General features: G+C 68.1%; 16 protein-coding genes. 9 read left to right on the forward strand and 7 right to left on the reverse strand.

Features of this window, described 5'->3' with window-relative positions; all coding sequences use genetic code 11:
- Window positions 1–7: 7 nt before the first annotated feature.
- Both GO986_RS18300 and GO986_RS18305 read right to left on the reverse strand, forming a co-directional pair.
- Entirely contained in the window at window positions 8–877 is an 870-nt protein-coding gene (locus GO986_RS18300; protein WP_157460744.1) for a metallophosphoesterase, read from the reverse strand.
- 76 nt (window positions 878–953) lie between these two features.
- Window positions 954–1,319, reverse strand: coding sequence for an IPT/TIG domain-containing protein (locus GO986_RS18305; RefSeq protein ID WP_157460745.1), 366 nt, complete (start codon window positions 1,317–1,319; stop codon window positions 954–956).
- 35 nt (window positions 1,320–1,354) lie between these two features.
- Between GO986_RS18305 and GO986_RS18310 the strand changes: the two genes are divergently transcribed.
- Entirely contained in the window at window positions 1,355–2,299 is a 945-nt protein-coding gene (locus GO986_RS18310; protein ID WP_157460746.1) for a diacylglycerol/lipid kinase family protein, read from the forward strand.
- Window positions 2,300–2,413: 114 nt separating this feature from the next.
- On the opposite strand, the gene GO986_RS18315 is transcribed toward GO986_RS18310, so the two are convergent.
- On the reverse strand, window positions 2,414–3,379 hold the full coding sequence (locus GO986_RS18315; RefSeq protein WP_157460747.1) for a tyrosine-type recombinase/integrase: 966 nt from the start codon (window positions 3,377–3,379) through the stop codon (window positions 2,414–2,416).
- Between the two features lie 226 nt (window positions 3,380–3,605).
- The gene (gene lnt, locus GO986_RS18320) at window positions 3,606–5,087 is read right to left on the reverse strand and encodes an apolipoprotein N-acyltransferase (protein WP_369409458.1); all 1,482 of its coding nucleotides are present in this window, start codon (window positions 5,085–5,087) and stop codon (window positions 3,606–3,608) included.
- A 75-nt stretch (window positions 5,088–5,162) separates the two neighbouring features.
- Here lnt and GO986_RS18325 point away from each other — a divergent pair, with 75 nt between their 5' ends.
- Window positions 5,163–5,867, forward strand: coding sequence for a metallophosphoesterase family protein (locus GO986_RS18325; protein WP_157460749.1), 705 nt, complete (start codon window positions 5,163–5,165; stop codon window positions 5,865–5,867).
- 67 nt (window positions 5,868–5,934) lie between these two features.
- Here the strand turns inward: GO986_RS18325 and GO986_RS18330 are convergent, their stop codons facing one another.
- Together GO986_RS18330 and GO986_RS18335 are read right to left on the reverse strand one after the other, a co-directional pair.
- The gene (locus GO986_RS18330) at window positions 5,935–6,723 is read right to left on the reverse strand and encodes an SDR family NAD(P)-dependent oxidoreductase (protein ID WP_157460750.1); all 789 of its coding nucleotides are present in this window, start codon (window positions 6,721–6,723) and stop codon (window positions 5,935–5,937) included.
- 210 nt (window positions 6,724–6,933) lie between these two features.
- The gene (locus tag GO986_RS18335) at window positions 6,934–8,079 is read right to left on the reverse strand and encodes an aminotransferase class V-fold PLP-dependent enzyme (RefSeq protein WP_157460751.1); all 1,146 of its coding nucleotides are present in this window, start codon (window positions 8,077–8,079) and stop codon (window positions 6,934–6,936) included.
- Window positions 8,080–8,299: 220 nt separating this feature from the next.
- Between GO986_RS18335 and GO986_RS18340 the strand changes: the two genes are divergently transcribed.
- The 6 genes from GO986_RS18340 to GO986_RS18365 are packed head-to-tail and all read left to right on the forward strand — an operon-like array spanning window position 8,300 to window position 13,915.
- Window positions 8,300–9,028 (forward strand): GNAT family N-acetyltransferase, encoded by a 729-nt coding sequence (locus GO986_RS18340; protein WP_157460752.1) that lies wholly within the window; start codon window positions 8,300–8,302, stop codon window positions 9,026–9,028.
- Window positions 9,029–9,082: 54 nt separating this feature from the next.
- Window positions 9,083–9,772 (forward strand): HAD family hydrolase, encoded by a 690-nt coding sequence (locus GO986_RS18345; RefSeq protein WP_157460753.1) that lies wholly within the window; start codon window positions 9,083–9,085, stop codon window positions 9,770–9,772.
- A 19-nt stretch (window positions 9,773–9,791) separates the two neighbouring features.
- On the forward strand, window positions 9,792–10,745 hold the full coding sequence (locus tag GO986_RS18350; protein WP_232337884.1) for a dipeptidase: 954 nt from the start codon (window positions 9,792–9,794) through the stop codon (window positions 10,743–10,745).
- Window positions 10,746–10,780: 35 nt separating this feature from the next.
- Window positions 10,781–11,659 (forward strand): C40 family peptidase, encoded by an 879-nt coding sequence (locus GO986_RS18355; RefSeq protein WP_369409459.1) that lies wholly within the window; start codon window positions 10,781–10,783, stop codon window positions 11,657–11,659.
- Window positions 11,647–12,675, forward strand: a complete 1,029-nt coding sequence (locus GO986_RS18360; RefSeq protein ID WP_369409460.1) for a dipeptide epimerase — start codon at window positions 11,647–11,649, stop codon at window positions 12,673–12,675. The genes GO986_RS18355 and GO986_RS18360 overlap by 13 nt, the downstream gene beginning before the upstream one ends.
- A gap of 28 nt (window positions 12,676–12,703) precedes the next feature.
- Complete coding sequence (locus GO986_RS18365; protein ID WP_157460755.1) at window positions 12,704–13,915, forward strand: Gfo/Idh/MocA family protein; 1,212 nt, start codon at window positions 12,704–12,706, stop codon at window positions 13,913–13,915.
- A 117-nt stretch (window positions 13,916–14,032) separates the two neighbouring features.
- On the opposite strand, the gene GO986_RS18370 is transcribed toward GO986_RS18365, so the two are convergent.
- Window positions 14,033–14,611, reverse strand: a complete 579-nt coding sequence (locus GO986_RS18370; RefSeq protein WP_157460756.1) for a histidine phosphatase family protein — start codon at window positions 14,609–14,611, stop codon at window positions 14,033–14,035.
- A 73-nt stretch (window positions 14,612–14,684) separates the two neighbouring features.
- On the opposite strand from GO986_RS18370, the gene uvrC reads away from it, so the two are divergent.
- Window positions 14,685–16,538, forward strand: coding sequence for an excinuclease ABC subunit UvrC (gene uvrC / locus GO986_RS18375; protein ID WP_369409461.1), 1,854 nt, complete (start codon window positions 14,685–14,687; stop codon window positions 16,536–16,538).
- Window positions 16,539–16,830: the final 292 nt, after the last annotated feature.

The raw sequence follows: 16,830 nt of genomic DNA on the forward strand, positions 1-16,830 counted from the left end.
TCCCTGGTCACCGCGCCTCTGCCGGTTCCAGGTCAAACACCACAATCTCGGCGGGACAGGCCCAGCGCATCGGCACCCCCGTCACGCCCAGGCCCTGTGAGACAAAGCCCAGCGCCTCACCGCCTGGGGACGCCGTGGGGTGCCCCTCGGCCGGCGACTGCACGATGCGGGCGCCGCGCACCCAGCCGCGCAGCACGTTCAGCAGGGTGGAGTGCCGCTTGAGCGGCCCGACCAGCGGCAGGCGCACCTGCCCTCCGTGGGTGTGGCCGCTCAGGGTCAGGCCGACGCTGGGCGGCACCTGCGACAGGTAGTCGGGATTGTGGGCCAGCAGCACGGTGGCCCCGCTTACGCGCCCCCGCAGCGCGACCTCCAGGTCCTGGATGCCGAACCACCAGTCATCCACCCCGGCCAGGTAGAGGTCGTCCCGAAGCTGCACGCCGGCGTTGTTGATGAGCCGCACCCCGGCCACGCGCAGCTGCTCGGCAAAGGTCACGCGCGCCGCGCCCGTGTTCAGACTGGTCCAGTCGTGGTTGCCCCACACGCCGTAGACCCCCAGTGGTGCATGGAGCCGCGAGAGTTCTTCCAGCAGGCCCCGGTGGCGGCGACGCCCCACCCCACTGTCCAGAAAATCCCCGGTGACCACAATCAGGTCGGGTTGGGCCGCCAGCGTGGCCGAGACCCAACGCCGCACCAGCCCGCGCCGCATAAAGACGCCGTAATGCAGGTCGCTCAGGTGCGCGATGCGGACCGGGCGGGTCAGCCCAGGCAGGGCCGCCCGCTGACGGCTCACCACAAATTGATACGAGTTCAGCACCGACACCGTGCCGAAGGTCAGCACACCCCAGCCCAGAGCGCCCAGCGCGCGCGTGATCCACATGCCCACGAGCTTAGCGGGGCCGACAGCCGGCGTGGCCCCAGCCAGGGAGGTGGGGCCACGCCGGAACGAAACGGGGTTACTGCCGAACGCTGTAGGGCAGACCCGTGGACTGGCGGCCCGCCACCTCCACGAACAGCCAGCTGCCGCCCACCGGGGCGTCGGCGGGAATGGTCAGAACGATCTGGCTGTCGGTCCACGACTGCACGGCTGACGCCGGGAAGAGGTAGCCGCCCTGCCCACGCTCGTCGGCGCCCAGGCGCACGCGGCCGGTGCTGGGGCCGCCCAGGTAGCGGCCCTGAACAGTCACCGTGCCGCCCCGGGCCGCCGCCTCCGACACCTTGATGAGCATGGGCGTGACCGTGACCCTCTGTTCCTGCTGAGCGGGCGCACACGCCGAGAGCGTGGCGGTAAACACTAAAGAAGCAACCAAGAAACGCAGCATGTTTGAGCCTCCGTGCCCGCAGTCTAATACAACCGATGACCGCCCCTACGCCTGATTCTTCACTGCGCGGCCGGCGCCTTCTGGTGGTCTTCAACCCCAAGAGTGGCAGCGGAGACAGCCAGTTGCCCCTGTTTCTCTCGCTGCTGCGCGCCGAGGGCGCCGAAGTGACCGAGCGCGAGTTGCGCCAGGGTACCCCGATGGCCGCGCACCTGGAGGACCTGGAGTCCTTCTCGGTGCTGGTGGCGGCCGGCGGCGACGGCACCGTCAGCAGCGCGGCCTACGCGGCGCGGAACCGCAATGTGCCGCTGCTGGCGTTTCCCGCCGGCACCGCCAACCTGATCGCCCAGAACCTCGCCCTGCCGCAGGACGCTGCCGCCCTGGTGGAGGTGGTGCGGGCAGGCCACAGCCTGCGCCTGGACATGGGCGAGGTCGAGGTCAAGGGCGAAAAGAGCGGCTTTTGCATGCTGGCCGGTGCCGGCGCCGACGCGAGCATGATCCGGGACAGCGAGGAACTCAAAGAGCGCTTTGGCGCCCTGGCCTACGTCATGAGTGCCATGCGGCAGCTGAATCCCAAGAAGACCACTTTCAACCTGGTCATTGATGGCGAGCCGCGCGAGTTTGAGGGCATCGGCGTGATGGTCGCTAACTTTGGCATGGCCAACTACCGCCTGCCCATCACCAGCGACATCAGCCCCAGCGACGGCCGCTTTACCGTCATCCTGATGAAGGCGGGAAACATCATGCGCCTGATTCCCAACCTGATTGATTCGGTGCGGGCCAAGCTGAATCTCGGTGACCCGATGTTCAGCGGCAATCTGGAGACCCTGGAAGCCCGTGAGATTCAGGTGGACGCTGCCGACCCGTTTCCGCTGCAGTACGACGGCGAGCTGCATGTGGAGACCACACCGTTTCAGGCGCGCATACTGCCCGGCGCCATTCGCTTTCTGACCGCCGCCCAGCGGGGAGATTTGGAAACCTGACCCTAGGTCATTTAAAAAGGATTCAAATCCCGCGCCTGGACAGTCGGAAAAAGGCAGGCTCACAGAAGGGCCAGGAAGGGGTGAGGAAGCGCCCGTGAGGGGTTGAGCCCCTGGTCAAAAATGTTCCACTGCGTCATTCAAGTCGTCTTCTGGCAACTCCACATAGCGCCGCGTTGTATCTACCTGCTCATGACCCAGAAAGCCCGCGACGCGCGTGAAATCCTTGACCGCAGCATAGAGCTGGGTGCCCGCGTATTTGCGCCCAGCATGAAACCCCCGGAATTCGTGTTCGCGGCCGCATTTTAGGGCCAGCTTTTGCAACCGCTCGTAGGCGCTGGAGTAAGCGCGCAGCGGCAGCACAAAGTCGCTGGCCTGGTGGGGCTGCGCTTGCAGGACGCCCAGGGCCTCACGCAGACGCGCGCTGAGAGGAACCATCCGCGCCTTGTCGCCCTTGCCGTGCGCCACCAGCAGGCGGCGACCCGGCAGATTGACATCGGCCCAGGTGACGGCCAGCGCCTCGGCAATCCGTAATCCGGCGTGGGCCAGCAGGAGGAGCAGTGCCGCCTCGTGTGGGTCCGCCTCCAGCAGCAGCGCCTGCACAAATTCCTCGCGGTAGGGCGGATTCTTGACCACGCCGCGCGTGCGGTCTTTGGGGCGCTTGACATCGGCAAAAGGGTCGGCGTCGGTGGCACCGGCCCAGCGCAGGGCCCGGTACAGGGCACCCGCCGCCGCCACCCGCGCCAGCACTGTGGCCGGTTTGAGACCCGACGCGCTGAGCGCCGCCACATACAATGCCGGCTCACGGCGGCCTGGGTGCAGCAGGTTCCAGGCGTTGGCGGCTGCGTGTTCTAGGAGAACCTCCAGGCCTTTGCGGTAGGCGCGCAGCGTGTGCGGACTGAGCTTGACGCCGGCGCTGGTCTCGCTGCTGAGGTACGCCAGCGTCAAGGCCCACAGGTCTTCAAACGATTTGTCGCGGGCGGCGGTTATGGCCCGAACCCGCAGCGCCTCGTCACTGAGCCCGGCCAGCGCCCGCGCCTGGGCCAAGCGGTCACCGGCATACAGCGTGAGACTCTCGGTCATAGGCAGCGATGATAACATGCCTTATCAACGGAGGCGAAGTTTGTGGCATTGTTTCGTTCTGAGCATCAATGTCAGCCTCAACAAGCCATTCATCGGCGGATGACAACCAGCTCTGCGGGCAACGGGCGCAGTGGCTGGCGCCACACGTGGTTAGGGCTTGTATAGGTGGAAGTGACAAGCTTCAGCCTTCAGCTCATCAGTGCTCTCAGCTATGCCACCCATGTCGCTACCAAATTCGCCCCCGCTGCCGCCAGCCGTAAACAACCATACCCAGCGCCAGCAGCAGCGCCGGCCAGTCGCCCAGGCGCATATACAGCGTGGTGCCGCTCAGGCGTTTGGGCCGGACATCAAGCACCTGCACTGTGTCACCACTTTGCACTGTCTGCACCGGGCGGCCCAGATCATCCACGCTGCCGGCCACACCATTGTTGACGCTGCGCACCAGCCAGCGCCGGGTCTCGATGGCACGCACCCGGCCCATGTTGAAATGCTGCTGCACGCCCCAGCCCTTGTACCAGCCATCATTGCTGGGGTTAACCAGAAGTTCTGCGCCCTTGTTGGCCAGCGTGCGCGACACCCAGGGAAACACGCTGTCGTAACAGATGTAGGCGCCGTACTGCACGTCGTTCAATGCTAGGGGCGTCAGGGCCTGCGCGCCAGACACATTGGCAAGCTCAAAACCGAGGACGCGGCCCAGCAGGTTGTACACAGGTGACAGCACCGCGTCAAAAGGTCGGGTTTCACCGAAAGGGACGGGGCGGGCCTTGTCGCTCAGGGTCTGTATTTGCCCTTCAGTGCTCAGGCTCACGACGCGGTTATATTGAAGCGGCCCCACGCCACCGGCCTGCCAGTCATCGCCGCCCACGCCACTGAGGCCAGGGCCAGGAAAAGTAGGCACCTGCTCACCTGGGCGGGCATTGTGCTGCTGGACGGCGCCTTCACTCCAGACCACCACGCTGCCAGCGGGGCGCTCAAGACTGGCCTTGCGCTGCACCCGGAACTGTTCTTCAGGAGATAGGCTGCCACTGGCACGCCCAAAAGCGTCGAACGTGACCCGCATGACCCGCATAGGCTGCTCTGGCCCTTCTCCTGGCATCCGGGTTAGGCCATAGCCCAACGCCAATGCCCAGCCCACCGCGGCGAGCATGGCTGGGCGCAGCGGCGCTCTCCCCTGCTGCCAGCCCAGCCAGGCATGAGCCAGGGCCGCCGCTGTAAAGCTCACCAGCACACTGCCCAGCAGCACCCCGCCCAGGTCAGCAATCTGAATGGCGGGCGTAGGCAGCAGCGTGTAGCCCAGCGTCGGCCAGGGAAATGCCAGCGGGCCCAGAAAACGCAGCCATTCCAGCAGCACCCAGCCGCCCGCCAGGGTCCACACGCGCCCGGGAGTAGAGCGGGTCAGTGAGGTCGCCAGGAAGGCCATCACCGCTAAAAAGGCCCCCTCAAGCGCAAACAGGAGCCCAGCCAAGAGGCCCAGCGGCGCCAGGCCAAACAGGTCAGCCACGAAAGCACCCAGCCACCACAAGTGCAGCGCAAAGTACCCGAAGCCGGCCCAGAAGAGGCGGCCCGCAGCCTGCCGCGGCGTCTCGGCTCGGGCGACAAACAGCAGAATGGCGGCTAGGGGCAGCGTGCTCAGGGCGCTCCAGGGCAGGGGCAGGCCACAGGCGGCCAGACCCAGACCCAGCAAAAAGGCGAGGGCGGGAAGGGGCATCGCTGCCATGATAGGGGGACTCTGGGGGGGGCGCGGCGGCACAGACGCGCGCAGATGCTCTAGGATGGGGGTACTTTGCGAGTGGCTTTCCTCAGTGACATTCATGGCAATATTCATGCGCTGACGGCGGTCAAGCGCTTTTTGAACGAGAATATCGTCAACCAGGTCATCGTGGTGGGCGATCTGGTGGGCTACGGCGCCAGCCCTGGCCCCGTGATTGACTTCGTGCGGCGCGAGGGCTGGGTCACGGCCCTGGGGTCCAGCGACATGCGCGTGGCGATTGACCTCGGCGACCGCAGCGACCGCAAAGGGGTGGCCGACCAGGTCCTGACCTGGACGAAAAAGATTCTGACCCCCGAGCAGATGGACTTCCTGCGCCGCCTGCCGCCGGGCGGGCGCATCACCACCCCCATTGGTCGCGTGCGCTTTTTTCACGGAAGCCCCCACGCCCCCGATCAGCGCCTGGACCTGATGGCCCCTGAGCGCGAACTTGAGGCCCTGGCCGATTCGCTGGGCGCGCGGGTGATTGTGGTGGGCGGCTCGCATGTGCCGTTTGTGCGGGTGCTGGGCGACACTACCTTTGTGGACCCCGGCAGTGTGGGCCTGACCCTGAACCACGAACCCGGCGCCGACGTGGCCATCGTGGACTGTGTGGGCCGCAAGCCCAAGGTCTCGCTGCACAAGGTGACCTATGACTTCGCCTCCAGCGCCTTTGACATCATGGCCTGGAACCTGCCGCCGGTCATCGCCGACGTAATTCGCACCGGGCGCATGGGCTGAGAGAAAGGCGCACCAAAGAGCCAGCGGCGCCCAACAAATTGAAGGGCGCCGCTGTCAAACTCTGCCCCTAGTTCCGGTAACGCTGCGCCAGTTCCGGCGACTGGCCGTGAAACGCAGCCAGCTCGGCCTGCTCCACGGTCTTGAGGAGTTCGGCGTCTTCCACCCCAGGCGCGCAAATCACTTCACCCAGGGCCAGCCCCTTGAGGCTGGCGGTGACGACGTCGTCTGCCGACATCCTCGGAATGGCGCTGAGGTCAAAGCCCTGCCGGGTATGGAATTCGGTGGCCACCACGCCGGGGCACAGCACCTGCACCTGAAGCCCCTGCGGACTGAGTTCCTGGTGCATGGCCTGCGACAGCGCGATCAGGTGGGCGAGGGTGGCCACGTAGGTCACGCGGCCCTGAGGAGGTGCAGCGGCACCAAACCCGAGCATGCCCGCCACGTTGATGATGGTGCCTGTACCGCGCGACACCATTCCAGGGACGACCGCGCGGGACAGCATCGTCGGGGCGATGACCTTGACGTGCAGCAGTTCCGCTGCCTTGTCAGCCGGCAGCTGGGTCAGCGGCATGTAATGGGCCACGCCCGCATTGTTGACCAGCAGCGAGAGCGGTTCACTGGCGCAGAGGTCGGCCACCGCCGCAATGCCCGCATCGGTGCCGAGGTCGGCCACGACCGGGCGCACCTGGGCACCGGGCAGTTCGGCGGCCAGCTCTGCCAGCCGCTCCGCCCGGCGTCCCACCACGATCAGGTCGTAGCCCTGATCGGCGAGGCGGTGCGCGAAGGCCCAGCCAATCCCGGCGGACGCACCAGTCACGAGAGCGAGGGGCCGAGCCGCAACACCGTTCTGGGTCATGCGCTGAAGGGTAACAGAGTGCAGAAGACAGAACGGTACGCAATCGGGCAGACCACTTCGCCGCCTGGACGCAAGATTCGTTGCCTGGACGCAAGATTCGTTCAAACGCCCGTCCAGAGGACGTTGTATAGAGAGAGCTACGCAGCCAAGAGAGGGGACAGAGGCGACCATATCTAGGCTGCCTCTGTCCCCTCAGTCTCCTGCCTGACTTCAGGCCAGCGCAGGTTCCAGGGCATCGAGAAAGCGCGTCGTCAGACCCCGCTCGCCCAGCAGCTCCTCCAGGGCGCCCAGCAAGGTCAGGTAGGGCGCTGGGCGGGCGGTCTCGCCCATCAGGCCCAGACGCCAGATCTGGCCGGCAGTGGGGCCCAGGCCGCCGGTCACGCTGATGTGCCGCGTGCGCAGCGCGGCCCGGACCCCCGCGTCATCAAAGCCGGTCGGCAGCCGCAGGGCCAGCACGGTGGGCAAGCGGTGCGCTGGATTGACGACAAATGGCGTAAAGCCCAGCGGTGCCAGGGCGGCCTGCACCGCCTGGCCAATCTGGGCGGCGCGGGCCTGACGGGTCAGCAGGCCTTCGTCCAGGGCCGCATGTAGGGCGGCATGCAGGGCGTAGTGCAGGTTGACCGGCACGGTGTGGTGATAGCTGTGGCGGTCCCAGTAGTCGCGCAGGCCTTCAAAGTCGCAGTACCACAGCGGCGTGGGCGTGCGGCGGGCGTGAAAGCGGGCAAAGGCCCGTTCACTGATGGCCACCGGCGCCAGACCGGGCGGCGCCGAGAGGCATTTCTGCGCGCCGGTATAGGCGTAGTCCACACCCCACCCCGCCATGTCAAACGGTTCCATGCCGGCGGTGGTCACCGCGTCCACCGTCAGCAGGGCGCCGCTGCCCCGCATCAGTTCTGCAATCTGCGGCACCGGGTTCAGCACGCCGGTACTCGTCTCGCCGTGAACCACCGCGACCATCTTCACGCCGTCCAGTTGCGCGGCCACGTCGGCCGGGTCAATCGGCTGGCCCAGCGGCGCCGTGACCAGACGCACCTGCGCGCCGTAGCGGCCGGCCATCTCGGCCATGCGCGCCCCAAAGGACCCGTTGGTACACACCAGCACCTCGTCGCCCGGTTCGACCAGATTGGCAAACCCCGCTTCCATGCCCAGGCTGCCGGTGCCGGCCAGCAGCGCGGTAAAGGTGCCTTCGGCCGCGCCGTACATCGTCCGCAGCCCGGCCTGAATCTCGCTGTTCAGCGCGAACACCTCGGGGTCCATGTGGCCCAGCATGGGGCGCGTCAGGGCGCGCAGGGCCGCCGGATGGATGGGGGTGGGGCCGGGCGTCAGCAGGGTGTGGTCGGGCTGCGGGTCGGACATGGCTTCAGGCTAACGGATTCTGGGAAAGTTTGGCAACAGGATTGCGAGCGGAGAGGTTTAGGGCAAACTAGAGAGTTTAAAATTGCGCGACATGACCAAATAGGCTTCTGAATTGCGGGAAGGCGGGCAGGAGGACTCACCCAATACTTCGCCGCGTGGGGAGGGCGCCGTATGCTGGTGCTCATCCACCTGACCTCGCTCACCCCCGCGCCAAGGAACCATGACCCCTGACCCCCGAATTGCTCTTTTACTGGAAGACACTTTCCTCCCGGCCTATCTCCACCTGCTGGGCAATGAGCGCAGCCGCCTGACGGTCGCCGCCGGCTGGGCGCTGCTCTCGTCGGGCGGCGCGCCGGGGCTGCGGCAGCACGAAGCCTTCGTGTATGGCGCCGCACCTGCACTGGTTCTTGACCAGCTGGTGGGTTTGGCCCCGCCACTCTGGGTGAGCGGGTTTGGGTGGACCACAGACCAGACCTCCGCACTGCGGGAACAGGGCTTCGGCGCCCCCACGCACGAATTCCTGATGCAGGTGCCCGTCACGGCCCAGGCCTTTGGGACGCCGCCCGCTTATCCCGTCAAGCAGGTCAGGACCGAAGCCGAGGCCCTGGAGGTCAATCAGGCCCTGGGCCGGGACTTTGCGCCTGTGGGCCATCTGCAGGACCCGACGCGGATCTATGTCTGGCTTCAGGTGGAGGGTCGCCCGGCGGCGTATGGCCGCGCAGTGATCTGGGGAGAGGATGTCGTGCTCGACAACGTGGTCACGCGGCCTGAGTTTCGCCGTCAGGGGCTGGGGCGCGCCGTCGTGCAGGCCCTCATTGGGGCGGCGGCCTCGCAGGGGATCAGGCGGTGCGTCCTGCTGTCGTCCGAGATGGGGCGGCCGCTGTACACGGCCCTGGGCTTTGAAACCGTGGCTGGGCTGGAGGTGCTGGCCTGGGAGGGTGCCACCTAGCGTCGCCTCCTCTTTGGCCCCTGCCTGGCCCACGCGGCGTATAGCATGGCGGGCATGACTCTTCCCAGCCTGCGCGCGGTGTTGTTTGACCGGGACGACACCATCGCCTACACCGACCCCGGGGTCTACCGCGAGGCGGCCGCGTGGCTGGCCCAGACGTTCGGCCTGGAGACGGGCGCGGCGCTGAGCGCGCTGCGGGACCAGTGGGCGGCGCGCGCCCTGACGTGGTGGCACCTGCGTACCGATGAGGACGAGGCCGCTTTCTGGGCCGAGTACGGCACCGAACTGACTGGCCGCCTGGGTCTGCCGGCCGAGGCTGCCGCCCAGCTCATGACGGCCTACCCCTACGAGGCCTACATGAAGCCGGTGCCCCACGCCCGCGAGGTGCTGACCGAGCTGCGCGCGCGCGGCCTCAAGGTGGGGGTCCTGAGTAACACGCTGCCCAGCATTGACCGCACCCTGCAGGCGGTGGGCCTGGCCGACCTGGTGGACGTGGCGGTGGCCAGCTGCGTGGTCGGCGTGCATAAGCCGGACGCCGGGGTCTACCTGCACGCCGCCGGCGCCCTGGGGCTGCCCCCCGAGCAGGTGCTGTTCGTGGACGACAAACTGGACAATGTTGAGGCCGCGCGCGCCCTGGGGATGCAGGGGGCCCAGATTGACCTGACGGGTCAGGCCCCAGGCGCCCTGCATGACTTGCGCGCGGTGCTGGCGCTGGTGCCTGAGGCGGTGGCCGGTGCTGATTGACGGGCACCTGGACCTCGCCATGAATGCGGCGGATGGCCGTGACCTGACCCTGGAACTGGACGCCCTGCGGGCCCGCGACCCGGTGCTGGGGCAGCGGGCCACGGTGTCGTTCCCCGAACTGCGGGCGGCCGGGGTGCGCGTGTGTCTGGGCACCCTGTTTGCCTTGCCGCGCACGCCGGACAGTCCACACGGCTACACCGACCACGCCGGCGCGCGGGCCCAGGCCCTGAGCCAGCTCGACCAGTACCGCCGCTGGCAGGACGCCGGGCACCTGCGGCTGCTCACCAGTCGGGCGGCGGTGGCCGCCCACCTGGCCGACGCCGCTGCCCCGCTGGGTGTGGTCCTGCTAATGGAGGGGGCGGACCCCGTGCGGGACGCCGACGACCTGCCGTTCTGGCACCAGGCTGGCGTGCGCCTGATTGGGCCGGCCTGGGGGCGCACCCGCTTTGCCGGCGGCACCGACGCCCCCGGACCCCTGACCCCGGCCGGGCGTGAACTGGTGCAGGGCATGGCCGCGCTGGGCCTGACCCTGGACGTGTCGCACCTGGACGACGCTTCGTTCTGGGAGGCTGCTGAACTGGGGCCGGCGCTGGTGGCCACCCACGCCAATGCCCGCGCGCTGGTGCCGGGCAACCGGCAGCTGAGTGACGACATGGCCCGCGCGGTGGCCCAGAGCGGCGGCGTGATTGGGCTGGTGTGCCTCAACCGTTTCTTGCGGCCACTGCCGTTGGGCAGCCTGGACCGGGTGCCGCCGGGCGACCTGGCCGCCCACGCCCAGCATTACGCCCGTCTGGTGGGCTGGGCGCATGTGGGCCTGGGCACCGATCTGGACGGCGGCTTTGGCGCTGAGAAGACGCCGGCAGGCCTGGAACGCTACCGCGATGTGCCGCAGCTGCTCCGTGCCCTGCCGCCCGAGGTCCGGGCGGGGGTGGCGGGCGGCCACTGGGCGCACTGGCTGACCACGCGCCTGTAAGGGCGGCGGCCCCCGCGTGGGCTAGGCTGGGGCGCGTGAGTGACCTCGTCCTCGACCCACGGCTGCATGCCTTCGACCTCGACAACCGCGTGGCAGAAGCCAGCCTGCGGGGCCAGTTGCCCGGCGAGGGCTGGCGGTATCTGGGCAGCCGGCCCATGTGGGCGCAGGCGGCCCGCGTCAGCCTGCGGGCGGCCCCCGAGGCCGACGCCGAGCAGGTGACCGAGGCGCTGCCCGGTGAAGCCCTGAGCCTCCTGTGGGAAAACCGCGAGGGCTGGGCGCGGGTGCGCACCCTCCATGACGGCTACCTGGGCTGGACGCCGGCCGAGACGCTGCGTCACCACCCCGCCGGCCCGGAGGACTGGACCGTCACTGCGCTGCGGGCACACGCCTACGCGGGTCCCAGCATGCGCCGCCGGCCGGTGGCCGAGTTGGCCTACGGCGCGCAGGTGGGGCGCGGCCCCGGCGAGGTGGTCGAGGAAGACCGCCGCCGCTGGGTGCCGGTCCTGCTGCCGGGCGGCGAGGCCGCCTGGGTGCAGGAGGTGGCCTTTGCACCCTTGCCCGACGCCGATCCCGCCGCGCTGGCCCTGCGGCTGCTGGACACCCCGTATGTCTGGGGGGGGCGCAGCGCCTGGGGCCTGGACTGCTCAGGGCTGACGCAGCTGGTCTACGGCGCCTTTGGGCGGCCCCTCCCGCGCGACGCCGATCAGCAGCGGGCGGCGCTGACCCCGGTGGACGCGGCGCAGCGCGGCGACCTGGCCTTTTTTCCGGGGCATGTGGGCGTCATGCTGGACGGGCAGCGCCTGGTGCATGCCAACGCCACCCATATGCGCGTAACGGTGGAGACGCTGGGCGAGGGCGAGTACGGCGCGCGGCTGCAGGAGAGTCTGCAGGGTTTCGGGCGGTGGCCGGCGTGAGCCTGAGCTGGGAGACCCACGAGCTGCACACCGCGCAGCCGTTCGGGATTGCCCGCTGGACCCACAGCGTGTACCCGCGCACCTTTGTCACGTTCACGCAGGGGGGCGTCACTGGCCAGGGCGAGGCGGCCCCGAATGCCTTTTACGGCGAGACGCGGGACACGGTCGAGGCGACCCTGCCCCTTCTGGCAGAGGCACTGACCGACCCCTGGGACTGGGACGGCCTCCACATCCGCCTCAAAGCCCTGATGCCGCAGGGGCATCCCAGCGCCCGGTGTGCCCTGGAAATGGCGGCGGTGGACTGGTGCGCGCGGTCGGTGGGCCTGCCCGCCTGGCAACTGCTGGGCCTGAGCCCGTCGCCCCTGCCCGAAAGCAGCTATACGGTCAGCATCGCTGCGCTGGACGACATGCGACGCCAGGCCCGTGAGGCGGCCGCGCGCGGGCACGGGGTCCTCAAGGTCAAGCTGGGCACCGACCACGACGAGGCCATTGTGGAGGCCCTGCGGGAAGAAGCGCCGGCGGTGGCCCTGCGGGTGGATGCCAACGCCGCCTGGACCCGGGCCCAGGCGCGGCGGATGCTGGACGTGCTGGCCGCCGCGCGCGCCGAGTTGGTCGAGCAGCCGCTGGCCGCCGGCGACCTGGACGGCCACGCAGCCCTGCGGGCGGTGTCGGGGGTGCCCATCGTGGCCGACGAGAGCCTGCACCATGTGGGCGACGTGCTGGCGCTGGCCCGCGCCTTTGATGGGGTCAACCTCAAGCTGGCCAAGCTGGGGGGCCCCCTTCAGGCGCTGCGGGCGCTGCGGCTGGCGCGCGAGGGTGGGCTGAGCGTCATGATGGGCTGCATGATCGAAAGCAGCCTGGGGATTGCGGCGGCGGCGGCGCTGGCCGGTGCCTGCGACTGGGCCGACCTGGACGGCGCCCTGCTGCTGGCCGACGACCCGTTCGTGGGTCTGGACTGGCAGGCGGGCCAGCTGGCCCGGCCCCAGGGCCAGGGCTGGGGCGTGGAGCGGCGGTGAGCCTGAGGGCGCGGGTGGGGGCGCCCGCATGACGCGCGTCGCCCTCATCGGCTGCGGCAACCGGGGGGCCGATGTGTACGGCGCGCTGCTGGCGGCGCAGGGGGCGAGCATCACCCATCTGGTCGAGCCGCGCCCGGCCCGGCGTGCCGAGGTGGCCGCGCGGCACGGTGTTCCACCGGAACAGCAGTTTGCCCACTGGGACGCCTTTTTTGCGCTGGGCCGGGTGGCCGACGCGGTGGTGGTGGCCACGCCGGATGACGCCCATGTGGCGCCCTGCCTTCAGGCACTGGCCCTGGGCTACGACGTGCTGCTGGAAAAGCCGGTGTGTCTGCACGAGGCGGACCTCGACCGGCTGCTTGAGGCCGAAGCGGCCTCGACCGGGCGCGTCACCGTCTGCCATGTGCTGCGTGCCACGCCGTTTTTTCAGGCGGTGCAGGCGGTCCTGGCCTCAGGCCAGCTGGGGCAACTGGTGGGGATTGTCCACGCCGAGAACGTGGCCCACTGGCACTACGCGCATTCCTACGTGCGGGGCAACTGGCGTCTTTCGCCGCCCGCCGCGCCGTTTCTGCTGGCCAAGAGCAGTCACGACCTCGACCTGCTGCGGGCCTTTGCCGGGGCGGCGCCGCACCGGGTCAGCAGCGAGGGCGCCCTGCACCATTTCCGGCCAGAGCAGGCGCCGGCCGGTGCGGCGGCGCGCTGTGTGGAGTGCCCGGTGCTGGGGTGTCCGTCCGATGCCCGCGCCATTTACCGGGACCGCGACCCGACCCGCTGGCCCGTCACGGTGCTGACAGCTGGGGGCCAGACGCTGGAGGACGCCCTGCGCAGCGGGCCTTACGGCCAGTGCGTGTATCTGGGGCACAACAACCAGCCGGACCATCAGGCGGTCACGGTGGTGTTCGGGAACGGCGTGACCGCGCAGCTGACGGTCAGCGCGTTTACCCACAACAACACCCGCACCCTCAAACTGCTGGGCACGCACGGCGAACTGCGCGGCCACATGGACTGGGGCGAACTGGAGGTGCACGACTTCCGCACCGGCACCAGTCGGCGCTGGGTGGTGGACACCGCCGGCACCCACGGCGGCGGCGACGACGGCCTGGTACGGGCCTGGCTGGCGTGTTTGCGCGGTGAGGCCTCTCCCCCAACGCCGCTGGCGCAGTCGCTGGATTCTCACCGTCTGGCGTTTGCGGCTGAGCGGGCGCGGCAGCTCGGGACGGTGGTGGAGTTGGCTGGTGGGTGAGGAGGATGTCTCTTATGGCTAGAACTTATTTGGAGAGAAGTGTGTGATAGTTATAGTTAAACAAGCTAGTGAATAGATTCACGATCAGCCTAGATCGTGATTTTTCGGTTTCATTTTCTAATTTCTGACTTTCCAGACATTCTTTTCGCGCTTCAGTTGCACAACTTCAGCATTCCCCAGGACCCATTCGCCACACTGCCAGACCGCTTCAATGTCCTGCTCCAACAATGCAGCCAGGCCAATCCGCAGAATGCCGCCGTGCGACACCAGCGCCGCGTCCTGGCCAGGCGGGAGGCCATTTACGGCCCAGACAAAGCGATCCGCAATCTGCCTGAAGGTCTCGCCACCCTCAAAACCCAGGCCGCCAGAAGGCAGGCGCAGGGCCGCCGCGTGTGTCTTCAGAGCCGAATACGGCTGACCGGCCCAGTCACCACAGTCCACCTCCTGAATCCCAGGCAGCACCTGAACCGGAGTGCCCAGGGCGCGGGCCAGCGGTTCGGCTGTTTGCTGGGCGCGGCGGTAGGTGCTGGCATAGACCGCCTGGGGCCGGGGGGACCGGGCCGCCAGCAACGGGGCCAGCGCGGCGGCCTGGGCGTGCCCCACATCACTGAGTTCATCGCCTGCACTGGCCGCGCCGCGCAGAATGCCTGCCACGTTGCCCGCCGTCTGGCCGTGCCGTATGAGCCACAAGTTCATCGGGGGCAGTGTAGAGGCCCAGAGCGCGCCCTTGCTCACGGAGTCCGCGCCGCCCCTCCCCTATCCTGGGACCGTGCATCTTGACGACCTGCCTGTGCTGCCCATCACGCCCGGCGTGTACATCTTCCGCAAAGGGGGCACGCCGATTTATATCGGCAAGGCCAAGAACATCCGGTCAAGGGTGGGGCAGCACTTTAAAGCAGGCGGCAAAAGCGGCAAATTTACCGCGCTGGCCGACACCCTGGAGTTCATTACCGCCCGCAATGAGGTCGAGGCGCTGGTGCTGGAAGCCAACCTCATCAAGCAGCACCGGCCGCATTACAACGTCACACTGAAAGACGACAAGCACTATCCGTTCCTGAAGCTCACCAACGAGACTTTTCCCATGCTGGTCGTCACGCGCCGGGTGCTGAAAGACGGGGGCAGCTACTACGGGCCGTACCCGGATTCTTCGGCGGTGCGGCGGGTTAAGAACTTGATTGACACCATGTTTCCGCTGCGCAAGAACAGTGGCTTACCGCTGCAAAAGAAGGCCCGCCCGTGCCTCAACTTTCACATGGGGCGCTGCCTGGGGCCGTGCGTGGACCGCGCCGAGCCCGCCGCTTACACGCGGGCAGTGGAGGACGTGAAGTCCCTGCTGGAAGGCCGCGCGGCGCCCGTAATCGCCCGCCTGAAAAACGACATGAAACTGGCCGCGCAGGGCCAGGATTTCGAGCAGGCCGCACGCGTGCGTGACCGGGTGCAGGCCGTCGAGAAGCTGTTTGGCACCGAGCAGCACGCCTTTGTGAGCGACGAGACCGACCTGGATTTTCTGGGCGCGGCGCAGGCCGGCGAGTACGCGATGGTACAGCTCTTCCGCATGCGCGGCGGGCGCGTGGTGGGGCGTGACAAGCGGTTTCTGGCCGGCACCGAGGACGCGCCGCTGGGCGAGATTGTCGAAGCTTTCGTGCAGGACTACTACACCCAGGCGACCCATGTACCGGGCCTGATTCTGCTGCCCGCCGACTTTGAGGACGCCCCGGTCTGGAGCGAGTTTCTGTCGGAAAAGGCCGGGCGCAAAATCGAGATGCGGACCCCCAAGCGCGGCGATAAGGTGGACCTCGTCGAGATGGCGCAGCGCAACGCGCACACGGGCCTGGAATCCGAACTGGCGCTGCTGGAACGCCGGGGCGACCATCCGGGGCTGGACGCGCTGCGCGAGGTGCTGGCGCTGCCGGACCGGCCCTGGCGCATCGAGGGCTACGACAACTCCAACCTGTTCGGCACCAACATCGTGTCAGGCATGGTGGTTTTTGAGGGTGGCCGGGCGCGCCGGGGCGACCACCGCCGCTTCAAGGTCAAGGGCCTGGATCACCCCGACGATTACACCAGCATGCGCCAGACGATTACGCGGCGCTTCACCGGCAGTCTGTCGGACAAGCTGCCGCTGCCGGACCTGCTGCTCATTGACGGCGGACGTGGACAGGTGAATGCCGCCCTGGACGCGCTGAAAGAAGCCAATGTGCAGGTGCCGGTGGTGGGGCTGGCCAAGCGCGAGGAACGCCTGATTCTGCCCAGCCGGTTTGGGGCGCAGTGGTGGCTGGAGACCGGCACCGAAATCGGCGTGGACCGCGAACTACTGCTGCCGCACACCCACCCGGCGCTGCGCGTTCTGATTAGCGTGCGCGACGAGGTCCACAACTACGCCGTGACCTACCACCGCAAGTTGCGGGGCCAGGACATGCTGCGCAGCGTCTTTGACGACCTGCCGGGCATCGGGCAAAAGCGCCGCGACGCCTTGCTGGAACACTTCACCAGCCTCGAAGACCTGGCCAGTGCGCCCATTGAGCAGATTGCGGCGGTGCCGGGTATGACCACGCGGGCCGCGCAGAGTGTCAAGACCTTCCTGGCCGAGCGGGAAGCCAACCAGGCGCCCATCACCCGCTGAGGCGGGGTGACCGCGCAGCGCTGCGGGTGGTGTCGCAGACCTCGGGGTCGGCTGACCGGGGCTTTCAGAGGCTTTACGGCCTGAATGCCCACCGTAGACGCCCAGAGCCAGCAGAGGCGCCCGCACCCCATCCTGAGCTTTTCCTGGCACTGCTGGCGGCAAGTGAACGGGCAAGGTAAAGCCTCAAAACGACTGTCTGCGCTGAGAGGTCGGCGCTTACCGATGCCTTTTTCCCATCTATGCACCGGTGAGGCACAGGCGGTCCGTTGACTGATCCACATTCCACTAGCAT

The sequence above is a fragment of the Deinococcus arboris genome (assembly GCF_009755355.1).
Lineage (GTDB): Bacteria > Deinococcota > Deinococci > Deinococcales > Deinococcaceae > Deinococcus > Deinococcus betulae.